Raw genomic sequence first — 16,525 nt, 5'->3', positions numbered from 1 at the left:
CGCTAGAGACGCAGCATGTCGAACGCCTGGAGCCCCGAAAGCTGGAGGGCCAAGCCCATCCAGCAGCAGCCTGAATACCCTGATGCCGCGCACTTGACCCGCGTCGAGCAAACTCTGGCCGGCTACCCGCCGCTGGTATTCGCCGGCGAGGCGCGCGAGCTGCGCCGCCAGTTCGCCGAGGTTACCCAGGGCCGCGCGTTCCTGCTGCAGGGCGGCGACTGCGCCGAGAGCTTCGCCGAGTTTTCCGCCGCGAAAATCCGTGACACCTTCAAGGTGCTGCTGCAGATGGCCATCGTAATGACCTTCGCCGCGGGCTGTCCGGTGGTCAAGGTCGGGCGCATGGCCGGCCAGTTCGCCAAGCCGCGCTCGTCCGGCAGCGAAACCATCGATGGCGTCACCCTGCCCGCTTACCGCGGCGACATCGTCAACGGCATCGGTTTCGACGTCGCCAGTCGCGTACCTGATCCGGAACGCCTGATGCAGGCCTACCACCAGGCCACCGCCAGCCTCAACCTGCTGCGCGCCTTCGCCCAGGGCGGCTTCGCCGATCTGCACCAGGTGCACCAGTGGAACCTCGACTTCATCGCCAACTCGGCGCTGGCCGAGAAATACCACCAGCTCGCCGGTCGCATCGACGAAACCCTGGCCTTCATGCGCGCCGTGGGCATGGACAGCGCGCCGCAACTGCGCGAAACCAGCTTCTTCACCGCCCACGAAGCGTTGCTGCTGAACTACGAAGAAGCCTTCGTCCGTCGCGACAGCCTCACCGGCCGCTGGTACGACTGCTCCGCGCACATGCTGTGGATCGGCGACCGCACCCGCCAGCTGGACGGTGCACACATCGAATTCATGCGCGGCATCGAGAACCCCATCGGTGTCAAGGTCGGCCCGAGCATGGACCCGGACGAGCTGATCCGCCTGATCGACACCCTCAACCCGGACAACGATCCGGGTCGCCTCAACCTGATCGTGCGCATGGGCGCGGACAAGGTCGAAGCGCACTTCCCGCGCCTGCTGCGCAAGGTCAAGGAAGAGGGTCGCCAGGTGCTGTGGAGCTCCGACCCCATGCACGGCAACACCATCAAGGCCAGCAGCGGCTACAAAACCCGCGATTTCGCGCAGATTCTCAGCGAAGTGCGGCAGTTCTTCGCCGTGCACCAGGCCGAAGGCACCTACGCCGGCGGCATCCATATCGAGATGACCGGGCAGAACGTCACCGAGTGCATCGGCGGTTCACGCCCGATCACCGAGGACGGCCTGTCCGACCGCTACCACACCCACTGCGACCCGCGCATGAATGCCGACCAGTCCCTGGAACTGGCCTTCATGATCGCCGAGACGCTGAAGCAGGTACGCCGCTGACCCTCAGCGCCCTGGCCACTGGCCAGGGCGCGAACCGGCTCGCACTTCTTTTGTGCGCTATCCGGCATAATACCGCCCCAACGCGAGCACCGTGCAGGTGCCAGAGATGCTACCCAGCCGGAAAGGACTCGCGGCCAACACCCCTCAACAAGGACGATGACCATGCAACTGCGCATCACCCTCTCCGCTTTCGCCCTGTCCAGCGCTGCATTGCTGACTGGCTGCCAGAACATGTCTCCCGACGCCATGCTGCAATCGGGCCTGATGGCCGTACAGGCCGCGACCCTCAGCGACGCCGAAGTACGCAGCATGTCCGACCAAGCCTGCGCCGAAATGGATGCCGAAGCCACTATCGCTGGCCCGAACAGCCCATACAGCAAGCGTCTGGACAAGATCGCCAACAACCTCGGCCATCAGATCAACGGCACGCCGATCACCTACAAGGTGTACCAGGCCGATGAAGTCAACGCCTGGGCCATGGCCAACGGTTGCGTACGCGTCTACAGCGGCCTGATGGACCTGATGACCGACAACGAAGTGGAAGGCGTGCTCGGCCACGAGATTGGCCACGTCGCCCTTGGCCACAGCAAGAAGGCCATGCAGACCGCCTACGCCACCACCGCCGCACGCAATGCTGCAGCCGCTTCGGGCAATGCCTCCGTCGCCGCCCTGTCCGCCTCGCAGCTCGGCGCCCTGGGTGAGCAACTGGTCAACGCGCAGTTCTCGCAAAGCCAGGAAAACGCCGCCGACAACTTCTCCTTCGACCTGCTGACCCAGCGCAACATCCCGCGCGACGGCCTGGTCACCGCGTTCGAGAAGCTGGCCAAGCTGGGCGGCGGCGAAAGCAGCATGTTCTCCTCGCACCCGGGCTCCAGCGACCGCGCCGCCAACATGCGCACCCGCCTGGCGGCCAAGTAAGCATCAGGTTCAGGGGCCGCAGTGCAGCCCCTGTCTCATTGGGAGATTGCCATGTCGATACTGCGTAACGGCTTGCTACCGCTCACTCTACTGCTGCCGCTCGGCGTCTGGGGTGACTACGACAAGCAGTACCAGGCCTGCCTGGACGCCAGCGGGATGATCAACAACGCCAGCGTCGCCGGCTGCGCCGAAGGTGTGTCGGAAACGGTGAAGAAGGAGATGAACCGCGTCTACCAGCAGCTGTTCCTCAAGCTGCAGGAAAGCCAGCCAGCGGACGCCGAACAGCTGGAAACGGCGCAGAAGGCCTGGTTGATCTACCGCAACGGCCAGTGCGACCTGCAGGGCAAGCACGTCGGCTCGCCGATGTACTACACCTGCCCGATGGAGCTGAATATCCAGCGCGTCGGAGAACTGAAGTTCCTGCTGGAAAACGGCGGCTAATCGAGCAAGTTCCGCAGATTGACGCTCGGCGCCAGCCACACCTCGGCCAGGCCCAGCCAATGCGCCAGCGCGCGCAGCGAATCGCCCAGCGCCAGACGCGCCTCCTCACTCAACACTGCTTCCTCCAGATGCACGGCATGCACTGCCAGGCGCCCGGCCGCGCGCTCGCTGCGCAGATCCACTCGCGCCAGCAGGCGTTCGTGGTGCAGAAACGGCAGCACGTAGTAGCCATACACGCGCTTGGCCTGCGGAGTGTAGATCTCCAGCCGATAGCGAAAGCCGAACAACCGCTCGGTGCGCTCGCGCTCCCAGATCAGTGAATCGAACGGTGAAAGCAACGCACTATGGCGAATACGCCGGGGAATGCGCGGTTCGCCCCGGCAATAGGCCGCCTGCCGCCAGCCCTGCACCGTGACGGGCAGCAGCTCGCCCGCCTCCACCAGTTCGGCGATACGGCGCTTGCTGTCACTGACGTCCAACCGGTAGTAGTCGCGCAAATCGCGCTCGGTCGCCACGCCCAAGGCATCGGCCGAACGCAGCAACAGGCGGCGCTGCGCTTCGGCCTCATCCTGGTCCGGGTGGTTCAACACCTCCACAGGAATGACCCGCTCCGGCAGATCGTACAGCCGCTCGAAGCCACGCCGTCCGGCAACCGTCACCTCGCCTGCGGCGAACAGCCATTCCAGCGCCGTCTTTTCCGCGCTCCAGTCCCACCAGGGGCCGGCCTTCTCGGTACGCGAGGACAGGCTGCCGGCGCCGAGCGCGCCGCGCTCGCGCACGGCCTGCAGTACGCTATCTAAAACGTCGCGCCGCTCGACACCGAACTTCGCCAACTCGCGATAGATGCCCTGCCCATCCGCCGCTCGGCGCATCCGCCAGCGCAGCAGCGGGTAAAGCTCCAGTGGCAACAAGGAGGCTTCGTGCCCCCAGTATTCGAACAGCCGCCGGCGCCGCGCGCGGCCCCAGGCCAGTTCATCTAGGTGCTCGGCCTGGTAATGACCGAGGCGGGAAAAAGCCGGTAAGTAGTGCGAGCGCACCAGGGCATTGACCGAATCGATCTGCAACACGCCCAAACGCTCGATCTGCGCCTGCAGGTGCTTGTGGCCAACGGCGCCGCGTGGCGTACGTCCGAAACCCTGGGCAGCCAGGGCCAGACGGCGCGCTTCAGCGAGAGAAAGAGAAAGGGTCATGGCGACTCAGCCTATCAGGCTGGCGCCGCGAACGCATGACGGAAGGTAAAGGCCTGCGCCGTCGCGCCATGCTCGCGCAGATGACCTAGGCGCTCGACAGCCTCGGTCACGCTTGGCCGATGCCCCGCCGGCACCCACCACAGCACCTGATGCGCCTGCTCGACGCGTTCGAACCATTCGCGACGGCGCTTGAGCATCTCGGTATGCGCCGATTTGTAGACGTAGTCACTGAGCGACTGCACATCCTCCCAAACCGACATGTTGACCAACACCTCGTCACCGAACGGACGAATCGCCGTGGCATCGCCCGCCTCGTCCTGCAAACGCCAGACATAGCCGGGCGAACCTTCTGCCAGCGCATTGATACGCTCCAGATTGGCGACGAAGTCAGCCATATCTGGTGACTCCAGCGGCGCCTTCATCCAGGCGATGTTCAGTTGAGCCAAGTGATAAGCGGGCAATTTCAGCCTCCTTGCGTCAGGGTTGTTGCGGCAGGCCACGCCAACCCGCCAGGCGACGGCGCAACCAGGCCTCGCTGCTGACCAGGGTGATGCCCGACAGCACCAGCGCCGCGCCGATGATGAAGTTCAGGGTCAGCGGTTCGTCCAGCACCAGCACGCCGAAGGTGACGCCAAACAGCGGGGTCATGAACGAGAACACTGCCATGTTCGAGGCCAGGTAGCGGCGCAGCAGCCAGAACCAGGTCAAGTAGGTGAAGAACGACACCACCACGCCCTGCAGCAGAATGCTGGCGATGGCCACAGGCGTCCAACGCAGCTGGGACAGGTCCACCACCATCAGTGCATAGGCCAGCAGCAGCACGAACGCCACCGCCAACTGATAGAAAAGGGTCAACCCGGCCGGCGCTTCGGACAGGCGCGAACCCCGCACGACGACCGTGGTCGCGCCCCAGGCCATGCCAGCGCACAGCCCCAACGCATCGCCCAGCAACATACCGGCATCGACCTCAGCCCAATTGCCACCGACGCCAAATGCCATCACCACCCCGCCGAAACACAGGGTGATACCCAGCCACTGCAGGCGTCGCAAGCGCTCGCTGGGCAATAGAAAGTGCAGCCCAAGCGCCGAGAAGATCGGCGCGGTATAAAGAAATACCGCCATATGCGAAGCCGTGGTGTAGTGCAGGCCAAGGGCGATGAAGAAGAACTCCAGTGCGAACAACACGCCCGCCAGCAATCCAGCCAGCCACGTCGAGCTGACCCATTCGCGCCATCCGCGCTGCCACAGCAAGAGCAAGCCGACCAGCACGGCGGCGATGCCGGAGCGCAAGGCCACCTGCAGCATGGGCGCGATATCGTCCGCGGCCAGCTTGATCGCCACCTGCTGACTGCCCCAGATGGCGCATAACAACATCATCAGCTGGAACAGGAAAAAATCGGAGCCCTTGCGCACCGCGTTCATTCAACAACTCCTGTCATGTACTACTCACTTTTTCAGCGGGTCATCCCAGAACGGCCGCTCGGCCTCCTGCAACACATCAGCTCGGGACAGTCCCAGGTCCTTCAATGCAGCATCATTCAGTTGCGCCAGCTGTGCCCGCTCGCGAGCCAGTTGACGCCAGCGCCGCAGCATACGCCATACACCGCCCAGCGACGGCAACCGTTCGAAGTGGATGGCCTGAGCCAACGCATAACCTTTCTGACCTTTCATCTTTTCGCCCTCCCTGTGGGGTTGGCGTCAGTGTCGGGTCCAGCTTAAGATCAATCCAACGAATGTTTCTTATGGAATCCATCTCGAGGATTGATGAATGGCCTTCCACCCCAGTATTGATACCGAATTGCTGCGCAGCTTTGTTGCCATCGCCGACACCGGCGGTTTCACCCGCGCCGCAGAAACGGTCAATCGTACCCAGTCAGCCGTGAGCATGCAGATGAAGCGGCTGGAGGAAGACGTGGTGCAACGCCCGTTATTCGAACGCGATGGCCGCCAGGTGCGGCTGACGCCAGAGGGCCAGGTGCTGCTGGGTTATGCGCGGCGCATCCTCAAGCTGCACGGCGAGGTACTCAACACCCTGCGCGAACCGCATATGGTCGGTGCCGTGCGCATCGGTACGCCGGACGACTACGTTATGCGCTTTCTGCCGGAGATACTCTCGCGCTTCGCCCAGGCCTATCCGCTGGTGCAAGTAGAGGTGCATTGCGAGCCGTCGGGACAACTGCTGCTGCGCCAGGATCTGGACCTCACCATCGTCACCCGCCAACCTGGCAAGGAGATCGGCCAACTGCTGCGCCAGGAGCGCTTCGCCTGGGCAGTGGCCCAGGGCTTCTGCCCGCACGAGCAAAATCCCATGCCGCTGGCCATGTTCAACGCCGACTGTTTCTGCCGCGAATGGGCCTGCAACGCGCTGGACACGATGGGTCGTCCCTACCGCATCGCCTATACCAGCCCCAGCCTGTCGGCGATCTTCGCCGTGGTACGCGCCGGCCTGGCCGTCACTGCGCAGCTGCAAAGCCTGATCACCCCCGACCTGCGCATGCTCGGCGAAGCCGAAGGCCTGCCGCTGCTGCCACTGACCAGCATCGTGCTGCTGCGCAATGAAAGTAGCCAGTCACCCGTCACCGAGTGCCTGGCCGATCACATCGTCGAAGGGTTTCGCTTATAGGCTGCCGCTCGACTCAAGCGCCAGCATCAGTGCGCAGAGCAGCAGGAAACCGCAGAACAGGGTGCGCAGCAGGCGCTCTGGCAGCGAATGCGCCAGGCGCACGCCCCAACTGATGCTGAGCAGACCACCAACCGCCAGCGGCACGCCCATCCACCAGTTGACCTGACCGTGCACAGCGTAGGTAAACAGCGTCACCCCGGTGCTGGGCAGCGCCAACGACAGCGAAAGTCCCTGCGCCACCACCTGCGTGGTGCCGAACACACTGGTCAGTACCGGCGTCGCCACTACGGCGCCGCCCACGCCGAACAGCCCGCCCATTGCACCAGACACCCCGCCCAGCACGCCGAACCAACCCCAGTGATGACGCAGCTCGCCGCTGGCCGGCGCCTGAGCCATCAGCATGCGCAGCAGGTTGTAGACCGCCAAAGCCAGTAGAAAACCGACGAAGGCCCAGCGCATGGTGCGCGAATCCACCTCCACCGCATACAGGGAGGCCAGCCAGGCGCAAAAGAAGCTGGTAACGCCGAGTAGCAGGGCATAGCGCAGATCGATGCGATTGCGTTGATGGTAACGCCAGATCGCCAGCATCACGTTCGGCACCACCATGACCAGTGCAGTCCCCTGAGCAAGCTGCTGATCCAGCCCAAAGACAATGCCCAGCACCGGAATGGCGATCAACCCACCACCGATGCCGAACAAGCCGCCCAATGTTCCCAGGCCCAGACCCAGCAATAGATTCAGCAACAGGTCGAACAGATTCATGACACCTCCAGATAGAGGACGCATGTTAGCCAGTCACGGCTAGCGCGGAAACGCACAGCAACGCACAATGGCTTTGCTTACTACGCACAAGCAGGTTGCCATGAACCCCGATACCCTGACCGACCAACTGGAACTCTTTCTCGACGTGCTGGAGACCGGCAGCTTCTCCGCAGCCGCCAGACGCCACCCGCTCACACCCTCGGCGGTGGCACGGCGCATCGACGCCCTGGAGCGCGCCATGGGCAGCAGTCTGTTCAGTCGCACGACCCATGCAGTACGCGTCACCCCGGCGGGTCTGGCGTTCGCTGAGCGCGCTAGGCGCATCCTCGCCGAGTTGCACCTGGCGCGCGCCGAAGCGGTCTCCTTGAGCAGCGCACCCGAAGGCATGATCCGTATTGACGCCCCCTCGCCTTTCGGCAGACGCCACCTGGCCCCGGCGATTGCAGAGTTCCTGCGCGCGAACCCCGGCCTGGACGTTCAGCTGCGGCTGATCGACAGCTTCATCGACCTGCAGGGCGAACACCTGGGCGAGGTGGATATCGTCGTGCGCATCGGCCCGCTACCGGACAGCCGACTGGTCGCCACGCCCCTGGCATCGATGACCCGCGTCGTCTGCGCCAGCCCGGACTACCTGCGTCGACGCGGCATCCCACGCAGCCCGCTGGAGCTGGAGCAACACGACGGCCTCGACTGGGACAGCCTCGCCCCACCCTACGCCTGGCGATTCGAAGTCGACGGCAAATTGCAGCTGTGCAAACCCAAGCGTTTGCGTCAGACCAGCAACAATGCAGAGACCTTGCTGTTCAGCGCCCTCGCTGGCCTTGGCGTCGCACACCTACCCACCTGGATGAGCAGCGATCATCTACAGCGCGGCGAGCTGATCCCGCTGTTCTGCGAACAGGGCTTGCCGCCCGTCGAGCCGGTGAGCATCTACGCCTTGCGCCTGGAACGCGAAGCCAGCCCACGGACTCGGCTGTTGCTGAGCTTCCTGAAGCAGCGCTTTGGCTTTCCACCGCCCTGGGACCAGGCGCTGCAAACCAGTCTGGCCATCCCACAGCAGTAAGGCTTGTGTGGGGGCGGCTTCAGCCGCGATAGCGCCCTGAAAATCAGGCACAAAAAACCCGGCACCTAGGCCGGGTTTCTCGTGCAGCTTACGCTCAGGCCGGAGCCTGGGTGCGGCCCTTATAGGAACCGTCACGGGTATCGATCTCGATCCAGTCGTCGATGTCGACGAACTCGGCAACCTTGATCTCGGTACCGTTGCGCAGCTTGGCAGGCTTCATCACCTTACCGGAGGTGTCGCCACGAGCAGCGTTCTCGGTGTAGACAACCTGGCGCACGATGGTGGTCGGCAGGTCAACGGAGATCACTTTGCCTTCGAAGAACACGGCTTCGCAGACGTCGCTCATGCCTTCTTCGATGAACGGCAGAACGCTTTCCAGATCTTCGGAACGCAGCTCGTAAGAGTTGTATTCCGGGTCCATGAACACGTAGTCCTCACCGCTGATGTAGGACAGGTTCACTTCCTTGCGCTCGAGAATCACCGGCTCCATCTTGTCGTCGGCTTTGTAGACGGTCTCGGTCTTGGAACCGTTGAGCAGGTTCTTCAGCTTCATCTTGACGATGGCGCTGTTACGACCGGACTTGGTGAACTCGGCCTTCTGGATCAGCCACGGCTGGCCATCGATCAGGGCCACGCTGTTGACTCTCATTTCTTGTGCAGTTTTCATGCGGATATCCGAAATATGCGGGAGGTACAGAAATCTAGGCCGCGTATGATAGCCAATTTAAGTAAAACTGTTCCAGCGCCGTGGCAAGATCCGACCGAGCGGCCTGCTGATCGCACCACTGCTCGGCGTGTCGCTGCAGTGCCGGCCATGCCGCGAGAAGCGCAGGCCAGGCCGCTTCCATCCCCTCGCCGGCGTTCCACGCACGCCAGAATTCAGCCTGAGCGGCGGCAATTTCTGGCACCAGATCAGCGCTGTAGATCGCCAGAAACGCCTCAAGTTTGTCCCAGTGCGCCCCCTCCTCTTGCGGGTAAATGTGCCAAAGCAGCGGTCGACCGGCCCATTGCGCGCGGATGAAGGAGTCCTCACCGCGCACCACATTCAAATCGCAGCACCATAACAGGCGGTCGTAGTCGTCCTGGGCCACGAAAGGCAGCACATGGATCAGCAGGTTACCGCGCCTGCTGTGATCACCCGGCGCCAATGGCCCTTCACCCAGCCAGGTCTGCAAATCGGCAAGAATCTTGCCCTGCGGCACCAGCAACTGCGTCGGCTGCGGATCGGCCGCCAGTGCATCCAGCCATCCTGCCAGGCCTGTATTCTCATAGGCGAATAGAGAAATCAGCCGCGCCCCGGGCTCACGCACCACGCCGAGTGACTGCAGGAACGCCTGCTGCGCCTGCGCGTCAGCCTGAAAGGCACGCCGCCGCGTCAGCAGATCGGCTTCGCGCAGCAAACCGCCCGTGCCCTCCACGAATCCAGGGAAGAAAAAGAACTTCTGCAAGCCTCCAGGCTGCGGCGATGGCAGGCCATGGCAGCCTGCGACCCAGTCCTCGGCACTGAGATACTCAAGATTCAGCCACAAACGGCGCGTACCGCTGAGAGTCATCGCCTCGATATAAGACGCAGGCAACTGGCAGGCGAAGGCCTCGATCACCACTTGCGCAGGCTCAACCACAGGGAACGGCTCCGCCCACTGGCGCACCTCGACACCACTCCAATGCTGACATTGGGCATCAAGGCTGGCCTCGGGGCACAAGCGCACGAACGCCCCCAGCTCGTCGACCCACAGACGCACCGCATGCCCCTGCTCGGCCGCCAGTTGCCGGGCCAACCGCCAGGTCACGCCGATATCACCGTAGTTGTCCACCACGCTGCAGAAGATGTCCCACCTGGCCACACTGCGCCCCTTCGGAAAATGATCACCATTCTAACCGGCGAACAAGAAAAAGCCCGCCAGAGGCGGGCCAAGGGGAGCGCTGGAGCGAGCGCGGGGTAAAACAGTGAATCAGGCCAGCAGCGAATCGCCCTCACGACGAATAGCACTGCTGAGCATCCAGACCGCCTGGCAAGCTAACGCAGCCTCGCGGGAGGCGAAGGGGCCGGCTTTCGGCTGGCCGTCCACCATCACCAGCCAGCACGCCATATGACCGTCGGAGCGGAGCTCAGCCGGCACGGCACTACCAACCAGGGAAACCACATCGATACGGGACATCATGACCTCCAATCCAACTCAAACTCTGTTGGGCTCAACATTAGGCCGATGCAGCGCTAGACAGAAATCAGTGCTCTCGATAGTGACCATGGATGTTGCCAATGGCAGCAGCGCAGGCGCCGACACAAGCTGCGCCATGCGAAAATAGGTATTAAAGTGCCCTTAAACCCAGCTACAAAGATAATTTAAGGCATTTTATTGCCTTTATTCGTGCCAATCACTAATCTAAACGGCATTAAAGTGCCGGAGCCTATATGCACTTCCTCACCCTGCAACTGTACAGTGGCTACGCTTGGCATGACGCCATGCATCTCAACTTCGAGCAGCCCGAGGCGGGCCTGGCGGGGGCGTGTTCTTTTGGCTATGAGCAGGCATATCTGCTTGAAACGCTGCAGCAAATTGGCAGCCGCCTTGAGCATGCAGTCAGCGCCACAGTGCCGCTGGACTGGGAATCCTATCGAGCAAGCGAAGCGCCTGCCTTCTTGCACGACATACTGCCCGCTGGAGCAGCAAGGCGCTTCCTGCTCCAGCGCCTGGGTGACCAAAAGCCCGAGAATCTTGGGCTGGATCTATTTTTGCTAAGTCGGTGCGCACCAGCACCGGTGGGCAGCCTGCGCATCAAGGAGGCAGCAGCGGCGCTTCAGGAAAGCCCGCGGTTAGGCTTCTCTCGTGAGGACATAATCAATCGCGATGCCCGTTTTCTCGAATACGCCTACGAGCAGGGTGCCGCTATCGGTGGCGCCACAGGCGCGGGTGGCGAAGCACCCAAACTGTTACTGACTGAAGACCGCGAGGGCGCCCTGCACCCGGATGCGGCCTTGCCAGATGAGTCTGCAACCCGCCACTGGTTTGTAAAGTTCGCGCGAAACCAGGCTAGGCAGACCGACCAAGACATTCTGCGTAGCGAGTTCAGCTACTACAGGGCCATTCAGCAGCTTGGTCTGGATACCGTACCCGCAGAAGGCCTGGCGCTAGAGGAAGGCCGCAAGCCTAGCCTGTGGATGCATCGTTTTGATCGTCACATTAGCGACGCAGGCGTAGAGCGCAGCGCCATGGAGTCCCTGTACTCACTCGCAGGAGTAACCGTGCCGGGCAGCTACCTACTGCACACCGACGCTCTGAACCACTTGATCAGGCTGTGGCAACAGACGGGGCAAGGCGCGCAAGTTGGCGACATGATCCTTGAGTATCTACAGCGAGACTTGCTCAACCAGATCCTTGGCAACTCAGATAACCATGGCCGCAATACTTCAATCTTGCGCAACAGCACAGGTTTGAAACTCGCCCCTATCTACGACCTTGCCCCAATGGTGATGGATGATGAAGGCATCACTCGCACCACAAAATGGCCTCAACCTATAGAGGTTGCCGGCGAGGTCAACTGGCGCCAAGCCTGCGCCGCACTCGCGAAATGGACTGATACCGACATTCTTTATGAAAGACTCAGAGACGCAGCAAAAAAATTCCTAGCCCTTCCCGACCTGCTGAGCGATCAGGGGTTACCAAACGCCACCATGAATCATCCGCGCATTGCGCTGCGGACCCTTCATCAAAGACTCAACCGATGGGAGCTCGTCTGAATGGATATTATCGAGCGCAACCGTATTCTGACCGAAATACAGACCCAACTGGCATCGGGCGAATTGACCATCGGCCAGGCTGTACGCAAATTACGAAAGGAAATCACCGGATTGCAGCAGGCCCGTTTCGCACAGATGTGCAAACTATCCCTGCGCGCCCTTCGGCAACTGGAACATGATGAGTCGAATCCAACCGTGCAGACCCTGAATGGCGTGTTCAATCCATTTGGGATGCAAGTCGGCATTGTGCCGAAGAGCCGAACGTCATAGAGGCCGCCAGTCCTCGCCATGAGGATTTGCTTAAGCGAGTCGCCATGCTCAAGGCAAACGGCTGGCCGTGCGTTATCAGGGCCAACCTACTTCCAGTTCCACGACCTGCGCGCCAAGGCCGTCACAGATTAGGCTGAATCGAGTGGGGATATTCTGAAAGCGCGGGATCAACTCGGGCACACAGTAGTCGTCATGGGTGCTGGAGACTGATTCCTGCGGACCTGATAGTCGAGAAGTATCCGGTCAAAGCAAGGTATCTTTGAACGAGATTCACACCGACGCGCAGAGTTGCGGACTGGAAAGATAATTGCGGACTGGCTAAGACCTGACGCAATCACTTGAAACCCGCATGGATAGTGGTGCCCGAAGCCGGACTCGAACCGGCACGCCCTTTCGAGCGAGAGATTTTAAGTCTCCTGCGTCTACCGATTTCGCCATTCGGGCGGTAGCGCTGTGCGAAGGACCGGACTATATACAGCCCTCCCTGTCCTCGCAAGGCATGTCAAAGCACATCAGGGAGAATTAAAAAGGCCTCGTAAATCATGGATCTACGAGGCCTTTTAGATTGGAGGCTGAGGTCGGAATCGAACCGGCGTTCACGGATTTGCAATCCGGTGCATAACCACTCTGCAACTCAGCCATGAAGCAAACGAGCCGCCTTGGCGACTCGTGTAAAACTGGAGCGGGAAACGAGACTCGAACTCGCGACCCCGACCTTGGCAAGGTCGTGCTCTACCAACTGAGCTATTCCCGCTTGTCTTGTCGACGGGCGCCATTCTATAGAATCGAATCGCGCCGTCAACCCTTTGATTCAAAAATACTTATTTCTTTTCCGAGGTGGTGCTGAGGTGCGGCCAGGCGGCCAGTAGATACTGCACCATGGACCACAATGTCAGCACCGCTGCGACCACCAGCAGGATGTATCCAAGCACCACCCAGAAGGTAAATACCGGCGGATTACCCAGCAGGATGACCAGCGCCAGCATCTGTGCTGCAGTTTTCCACTTGCCCAGGTTGGACACAGCTACATGTGCCCGAGCGCCTATCTCGGCCATCCATTCACGCAAAGCGGATACGACGATTTCGCGACCGATGATGGTTGCCGCGGCCAGCGTCAGCCAGAGATTGGAGTGTTCAGCCGCCAGCAATACTAGCGCCACCGCCACCATCAGCTTGTCCGCCACCGGATCGAGGAAGGCTCCGAAGGGCGTGCCCTGCTCCCAGCGACGAGCAAGATAACCATCAAGCCAGTCGGTCACGGCAGCAATCGCGAAGACGCCGCTGGCAGCCCAATAGCTCCAGGAGAACGGTAGATAGAACAACAGGATGAAGACCGGGATCAGCGCGACCCGGAGCACGGTAAGCAAGTTGGGGATGTTCATCGGCACAACTAGGCTGCGAGGTGAGCGGGCATTCTACTCGCTGTGCAGAGTGTCATAAATCAACTCGGCGAGCTTTTTACTGATTCCGGGCGCTTTGGCGATTTCTTCTGCGCTGGCACGTGACAATTCCTGCAGCCCACCAAAGTGATTGAGCAGCTCGCGCCGCCGCTTGGGGCCGATCCCTGCCACTTCCTCCAGGGTCGAGGTGCGTCGTGTTTTGCCACGCCGCGCACGGTGCCCGGTAATGGCGAAGCGGTGCGACTCGTCACGAATCTGCTGGATCAGGTGCAACGCCGGCGAATTGCCAGGCAAGGTGAACTCATGCTCGGCGTCGTTCAGGTAAAGCACTTCCAGACCAGGCTTGCGCGTCGTGCCCTTGGCCACGCCAAGCAGGATCAGATCCGGTACGGCCAGTTCCTGTAGCACCTCGCGCGCCATGGCCAACTGCCCCTTGCCACCGTCGACCAACAGCACATCGGGCAACTTGCCTTCGCCATCCTTGATCTTGCTGAAGCGCCGGGTCAGCGCCTGGTGCATCGCGGCGTAGTCGTCGCCTGCAGTGACGCCCTCGATATTGAAACGGCGATAGTCAGATTTCAGCGGGCCTTCAGGGCCGAATACCACGCAGGAGGCGACCGTCGCCTCACCACTGGAATGGCTGATATCGAAGCATTCCATGCGCTGCGGAGGTTCGTCCATTTCCAGCACGGTAGCCAGCGCCTCGAAGCGTTCGGCCAAATGCTGTCGGTTGGCTAGGCGGGCGGCCAGCGCCTGCTCAGCATTGGTCACAGCCAGTTGCTGCCAACGGGCTCGCGTGCCGCGCACACGCAAACTGATGCTGAGGCTGCGACCGCGCAGTGACTCGATGGCTTCGATCAGCGTGGCGAAATCCTCGTGCTGCACGTTAACGATCAGCTCGCTGGGCAGGTCGCGCTCGGCATTACCCAGGTAGTACTGGGCGAGGAAGGCCATCAGCACGTCACCGCCCTCCTCTTCGATCGCCACCTGCGGGAAGAAATTCTTGCTGCCCAGTACGCGACCGCCACGCACGCTGATCAGGTGCACACAAGCGCCCCCGGGGGTGAGCATCACAGCGACCACGTCGACGTCGCCAGTACCGCCTTCCATGCTTTGCTGGTCCTGCACGCGGCGCAGCATGGAAATCTGGTCACGCAGTTCGGCGGCGCGCTCGAACTCCAGGGCCATCGAAGCCTTTTCCATGCTGGCAGAGAGTTCTTCGCTCAGCGCATTGCTGCGGCCATCGAGAAACATCACCGAGTGGCGCACATCCTCGGCGTACTCCTCCGGGCTGACCAAGCCGACACAGGGGCCTTTGCAACGCTTGATCTGGTACTGCAGACAGGGGCGCGTGCGGTTCCTGTAGTAACTGTCCTCGCACTGGCGAACCAGGAAGGTCTTCTGCAGCAGGCTCAGGCTCTCGCGAATGGCCAATGCGCTGGGATAAGGGCCGAAATAGCGCCCCTTGGCCTTCTTCGCGCCGCGGTGGATGCCGAGCCGCGGAAAGTCGCCGTCGGAGAGAAATACGTAGGGATAGGATTTATCGTCGCGCAGCAGGATGTTGTACGGCGGCCGCCATTCCTTGATCAGGGTCTGCTCCAGCAGCAGCGCCTCGGTCTCGTTGGCGGTGATGGTGGTTTCGATCTGCGCGATACGCGCCGCCAGGGCGGCGGTCTTGGGCGCCTGGCCGGTCTTGCGGAAATAACTGGAGAGACGCTTCTTGAGGTTCTTCGCCTTGCCGACATAAAGGAGGCGCGCCTCGCTATCGAACATGCGATAGACGCCGGGGCGGCCACTGCAGGTCGCAAGGAAGGCACTCGAATCGAACGGAACGGACATTATCAGCTGACGGCGTCGACCATGCCGTGGCGAACCGCGAGCAGAGCCAGCTCGACATCGCTGGTGATGGAGAGCTTTTCGAAGATGCGGTAACGGTAGGTGTTGACCGTCTTCGGCGACAGGCACAGCTTGTCCGAGATGTTCTGCACCTTGTGGCAGTTGGCGATCATCAGGGCGATCTGGATCTCGCGCTCGGACAGCAGATCGAATGGCGAGCCACTGTTTTGCGGCTGGAAGGACTTCAGCGCCAGTTGCTGGGCGATTTGCGGGTCGATATAGCGCTGGCCGGCGAATACCAGGCGAATGGCCTGCACCATCTCATCCAGCGCGGCCCCCTTGGTCAGGTATCCAGCAGCGCCGGCCTGCAGCAAACGCGTCGGGAACGGATCTTCCTCGCACACGGTAACGGCAACCACCTTGATATCAGGGTGACTGCGCATCAGCTTGCGAGTGGCTTCCAGGCCTCCGATGCCGGGCATCTTGACGTCCATCAGGACAACATCGGGCTTGAGTTCGCGAACCTTGAGCAGGGCTTCTTCGCCAGTGCAGGCTTGCCCTACCACTTGCAGACCGTCGATATCGGCCAGCATGCGGGTGATGCCCGTGCGAACCAGATCGTGATCGTCGACAACCAGGACCCTAATCAATCGCCACCTCGTTGCACCTTGTCAGCCACCGTGCAACGACGGTGAGATTGAACTTGCCGGTCACCTTAGCAAAAAGCCAGGGCCTGACCTAGCTTGGCGCACGGATGTCAAAAAGCAAGCGCCAAATTAGGATCAGCAATTGCGTCGTAGCAATCTAGAGATTTGGCGGAAGCGGTGAGATTCGAACTCACGGATAGTTGCCCATCGACGGTTTTCAAGACCGTTGCCTTAAACCGCTCGGCCACGCTTCCGGATACTGAGTGCAGAGGCC

At 61.5% G+C, this 16,525-nt stretch carries 18 protein-coding genes and 4 tRNA genes; 7 read left to right on the top strand and 15 right to left on the bottom strand.

Going from position 1 to position 16,525, the window contains the following annotated elements:
- The first annotated feature begins 15 nt into the window (after nt 1-15).
- The 3 genes from CDO35_RS09080 to CDO35_RS09070 all read left to right on the top strand — a co-directional run bounded on the left by CDO35_RS09080 (nt 16) and on the right by CDO35_RS09070 (nt 2,721).
- The gene (locus CDO35_RS09080) at nt 16-1,362 is read left to right on the top strand and encodes a class II 3-deoxy-7-phosphoheptulonate synthase (RefSeq protein ID WP_036999618.1); all 1,347 of its coding nucleotides are present in this window, start codon (nt 16-18) and stop codon (nt 1,360-1,362) included.
- A gap of 162 nt (nt 1,363-1,524) precedes the next feature.
- Nucleotides 1,525-2,280, top strand: a complete 756-nt coding sequence (gene loiP, locus CDO35_RS09075) for a metalloprotease LoiP (protein WP_099524016.1) — start codon at nt 1,525-1,527, stop codon at nt 2,278-2,280.
- 51 nt (nt 2,281-2,331) lie between these two features.
- Complete coding sequence (locus CDO35_RS09070) at nt 2,332-2,721, top strand: lysozyme inhibitor LprI family protein (protein ID WP_099524014.1); 390 nt, start codon at nt 2,332-2,334, stop codon at nt 2,719-2,721.
- Here the strand turns inward: CDO35_RS09070 and CDO35_RS09065 are convergent.
- From CDO35_RS09065 to CDO35_RS09050, 4 genes are read right to left on the bottom strand one after another with little or no spacing between them, the layout of a single operon-like run.
- On the bottom strand, nt 2,718-3,911 hold the full coding sequence (locus tag CDO35_RS09065; RefSeq protein WP_099524012.1) for a winged helix-turn-helix domain-containing protein: 1,194 nt from the start codon (nt 3,909-3,911) through the stop codon (nt 2,718-2,720). The two genes, CDO35_RS09070 and CDO35_RS09065, sit on opposite strands and share 4 nt — an antisense overlap.
- Before the next feature lie 14 nt (nt 3,912-3,925).
- Nucleotides 3,926-4,372: a DUF3291 domain-containing protein gene (locus CDO35_RS09060; protein ID WP_099524010.1), complete on the bottom strand. Its 447-nt coding sequence runs from the start codon at nt 4,370-4,372 to the stop codon at nt 3,926-3,928.
- Nucleotides 4,373-4,388: 16 nt separating this feature from the next.
- Nucleotides 4,389-5,333, bottom strand: coding sequence for a DMT family transporter (locus CDO35_RS09055; protein ID WP_099524008.1), 945 nt, complete (start codon nt 5,331-5,333; stop codon nt 4,389-4,391).
- A 24-nt stretch (nt 5,334-5,357) separates the two neighbouring features.
- Complete coding sequence (locus CDO35_RS09050; RefSeq protein WP_099524006.1) at nt 5,358-5,582, bottom strand: DUF1127 domain-containing protein; 225 nt, start codon at nt 5,580-5,582, stop codon at nt 5,358-5,360.
- A gap of 97 nt (nt 5,583-5,679) precedes the next feature.
- On the opposite strand from CDO35_RS09050, the gene CDO35_RS09045 reads away from it, so the two are divergent.
- Entirely contained in the window at nt 5,680-6,534 is an 855-nt protein-coding gene (locus CDO35_RS09045; protein ID WP_099524004.1) for a LysR family transcriptional regulator, read from the top strand.
- On the opposite strand, the gene CDO35_RS09040 is transcribed toward CDO35_RS09045, so the two are convergent.
- Nucleotides 6,529-7,296 carry a sulfite exporter TauE/SafE family protein gene (locus CDO35_RS09040; protein ID WP_099524001.1) on the bottom strand — a complete coding sequence of 256 codons (768 nt, stop codon included), beginning with the start codon at nt 7,294-7,296 and terminating at the stop codon, nt 6,529-6,531. The two genes, CDO35_RS09045 and CDO35_RS09040, sit on opposite strands and share 6 nt — an antisense overlap.
- A gap of 100 nt (nt 7,297-7,396) precedes the next feature.
- On the opposite strand from CDO35_RS09040, the gene CDO35_RS09035 reads away from it, so the two are divergent.
- Nucleotides 7,397-8,359, top strand: a complete 963-nt coding sequence (locus CDO35_RS09035; RefSeq protein ID WP_099523999.1) for a LysR family transcriptional regulator — start codon at nt 7,397-7,399, stop codon at nt 8,357-8,359.
- A gap of 94 nt (nt 8,360-8,453) precedes the next feature.
- On the opposite strand, the gene efp is transcribed toward CDO35_RS09035, so the two are convergent.
- The 3 genes from efp to CDO35_RS09020 form a co-directional block, all read right to left on the bottom strand.
- Entirely contained in the window at nt 8,454-9,026 is a 573-nt protein-coding gene (efp, locus tag CDO35_RS09030) for an elongation factor P (RefSeq protein WP_003460252.1), read from the bottom strand.
- A 34-nt stretch (nt 9,027-9,060) separates the two neighbouring features.
- Nucleotides 9,061-10,203: an elongation factor P maturation arginine rhamnosyltransferase EarP gene (earP, locus tag CDO35_RS09025; protein WP_099523997.1), complete on the bottom strand. Its 1,143-nt coding sequence runs from the start codon at nt 10,201-10,203 to the stop codon at nt 9,061-9,063.
- A gap of 108 nt (nt 10,204-10,311) precedes the next feature.
- Nucleotides 10,312-10,518 (bottom strand): hypothetical protein, encoded by a 207-nt coding sequence (locus tag CDO35_RS09020; protein ID WP_099523996.1) that lies wholly within the window; start codon nt 10,516-10,518, stop codon nt 10,312-10,314.
- A 254-nt stretch (nt 10,519-10,772) separates the two neighbouring features.
- On the opposite strand from CDO35_RS09020, the gene CDO35_RS09015 reads away from it, so the two are divergent.
- Together CDO35_RS09015 and CDO35_RS09010 are read left to right on the top strand one after the other, a co-directional pair.
- Nucleotides 10,773-12,098, top strand: coding sequence for a type II toxin-antitoxin system HipA family toxin (locus tag CDO35_RS09015; RefSeq protein ID WP_099523994.1), 1,326 nt, complete (start codon nt 10,773-10,775; stop codon nt 12,096-12,098).
- Nucleotides 12,099-12,368: a helix-turn-helix domain-containing protein gene (locus tag CDO35_RS09010; protein WP_099523992.1), complete on the top strand. Its 270-nt coding sequence runs from the start codon at nt 12,099-12,101 to the stop codon at nt 12,366-12,368.
- 357 nt (nt 12,369-12,725) lie between these two features.
- Here CDO35_RS09010 and CDO35_RS09005 read toward each other — a convergent pair.
- The 7 genes from CDO35_RS09005 to CDO35_RS08975 form a co-directional block, all read right to left on the bottom strand.
- Nucleotides 12,726-12,812: transfer RNA gene (locus CDO35_RS09005), tRNA-Leu, on the bottom strand.
- 122 nt (nt 12,813-12,934) lie between these two features.
- Nucleotides 12,935-13,008, bottom strand: a tRNA-Cys gene (locus CDO35_RS09000).
- Between the two features lie 38 nt (nt 13,009-13,046).
- Nucleotides 13,047-13,122 (bottom strand) — tRNA-Gly (locus CDO35_RS08995).
- Between the two features lie 67 nt (nt 13,123-13,189).
- Nucleotides 13,190-13,750: a CDP-diacylglycerol--glycerol-3-phosphate 3-phosphatidyltransferase gene (gene pgsA, locus CDO35_RS08990; RefSeq protein ID WP_099523990.1), complete on the bottom strand. Its 561-nt coding sequence runs from the start codon at nt 13,748-13,750 to the stop codon at nt 13,190-13,192.
- 33 nt (nt 13,751-13,783) lie between these two features.
- The gene (gene uvrC / locus CDO35_RS08985) at nt 13,784-15,607 is read right to left on the bottom strand and encodes an excinuclease ABC subunit UvrC (protein ID WP_099523987.1); all 1,824 of its coding nucleotides are present in this window, start codon (nt 15,605-15,607) and stop codon (nt 13,784-13,786) included.
- Nucleotides 15,608-15,609: 2 nt separating this feature from the next.
- Nucleotides 15,610-16,254, bottom strand: a complete 645-nt coding sequence (gacA, locus tag CDO35_RS08980; protein ID WP_099523985.1) for a response regulator transcription factor GacA — start codon at nt 16,252-16,254, stop codon at nt 15,610-15,612.
- Between the two features lie 163 nt (nt 16,255-16,417).
- Nucleotides 16,418-16,505: transfer RNA gene (locus CDO35_RS08975), tRNA-Ser, on the bottom strand.
- Nucleotides 16,506-16,525: the final 20 nt, after the last annotated feature.

The organism is Pseudomonas sediminis (genome assembly GCF_002741105.1).
GTDB lineage: Bacteria > Pseudomonadota > Gammaproteobacteria > Pseudomonadales > Pseudomonadaceae > Aquipseudomonas > Aquipseudomonas sediminis.
Note: the sequence above shows the minus strand (reverse complement) of the source record. Positions and strands in the feature narration are given on the sequence as shown.

What these genes read in the sequence shown, in the direction of transcription:
- CDO35_RS09080 (WP_036999618.1), top strand. Translation starts at nt 16, where the DNA reads ATGTCGAACGCCTGGAGCCCCGAAAGCTGGAGGGCCAAGCCCATCCAG.
- loiP (WP_099524016.1), top strand. Translation starts at nt 1,525, where the DNA reads ATGCAACTGCGCATCACCCTCTCCGCTTTCGCCCTGTCCAGCGCTGCA.
- CDO35_RS09070 (WP_099524014.1), top strand. Translation starts at nt 2,332, where the DNA reads ATGTCGATACTGCGTAACGGCTTGCTACCGCTCACTCTACTGCTGCCG.
- CDO35_RS09065 (WP_099524012.1), bottom strand. Translation starts at nt 3,911, where the DNA reads ATGACCCTTTCTCTTTCTCTCGCTGAAGCGCGCCGTCTGGCCCTGGCT.
- CDO35_RS09055 (WP_099524008.1), bottom strand. Translation starts at nt 5,333, where the DNA reads ATGAACGCGGTGCGCAAGGGCTCCGATTTTTTCCTGTTCCAGCTGATG.
- CDO35_RS09050 (WP_099524006.1), bottom strand. Translation starts at nt 5,582, where the DNA reads ATGAAAGGTCAGAAAGGTTATGCGTTGGCTCAGGCCATCCACTTCGAA.
- CDO35_RS09045 (WP_099524004.1), top strand. Translation starts at nt 5,680, where the DNA reads ATGGCCTTCCACCCCAGTATTGATACCGAATTGCTGCGCAGCTTTGTT.
- CDO35_RS09040 (WP_099524001.1), bottom strand. Translation starts at nt 7,296, where the DNA reads ATGAATCTGTTCGACCTGTTGCTGAATCTATTGCTGGGTCTGGGCCTG.
- CDO35_RS09035 (WP_099523999.1), top strand. Translation starts at nt 7,397, where the DNA reads ATGAACCCCGATACCCTGACCGACCAACTGGAACTCTTTCTCGACGTG.
- efp (WP_003460252.1), bottom strand. Translation starts at nt 9,026, where the DNA reads ATGAAAACTGCACAAGAAATGAGAGTCAACAGCGTGGCCCTGATCGAT.
- CDO35_RS09020 (WP_099523996.1), bottom strand. Translation starts at nt 10,518, where the DNA reads ATGTCCCGTATCGATGTGGTTTCCCTGGTTGGTAGTGCCGTGCCGGCT.
- CDO35_RS09015 (WP_099523994.1), top strand. Translation starts at nt 10,773, where the DNA reads ATGCACTTCCTCACCCTGCAACTGTACAGTGGCTACGCTTGGCATGAC.
- CDO35_RS09010 (WP_099523992.1), top strand. Translation starts at nt 12,099, where the DNA reads ATGGATATTATCGAGCGCAACCGTATTCTGACCGAAATACAGACCCAA.
- pgsA (WP_099523990.1), bottom strand. Translation starts at nt 13,750, where the DNA reads ATGAACATCCCCAACTTGCTTACCGTGCTCCGGGTCGCGCTGATCCCG.
- uvrC (WP_099523987.1), bottom strand. Translation starts at nt 15,607, where the DNA reads ATGTCCGTTCCGTTCGATTCGAGTGCCTTCCTTGCGACCTGCAGTGGC.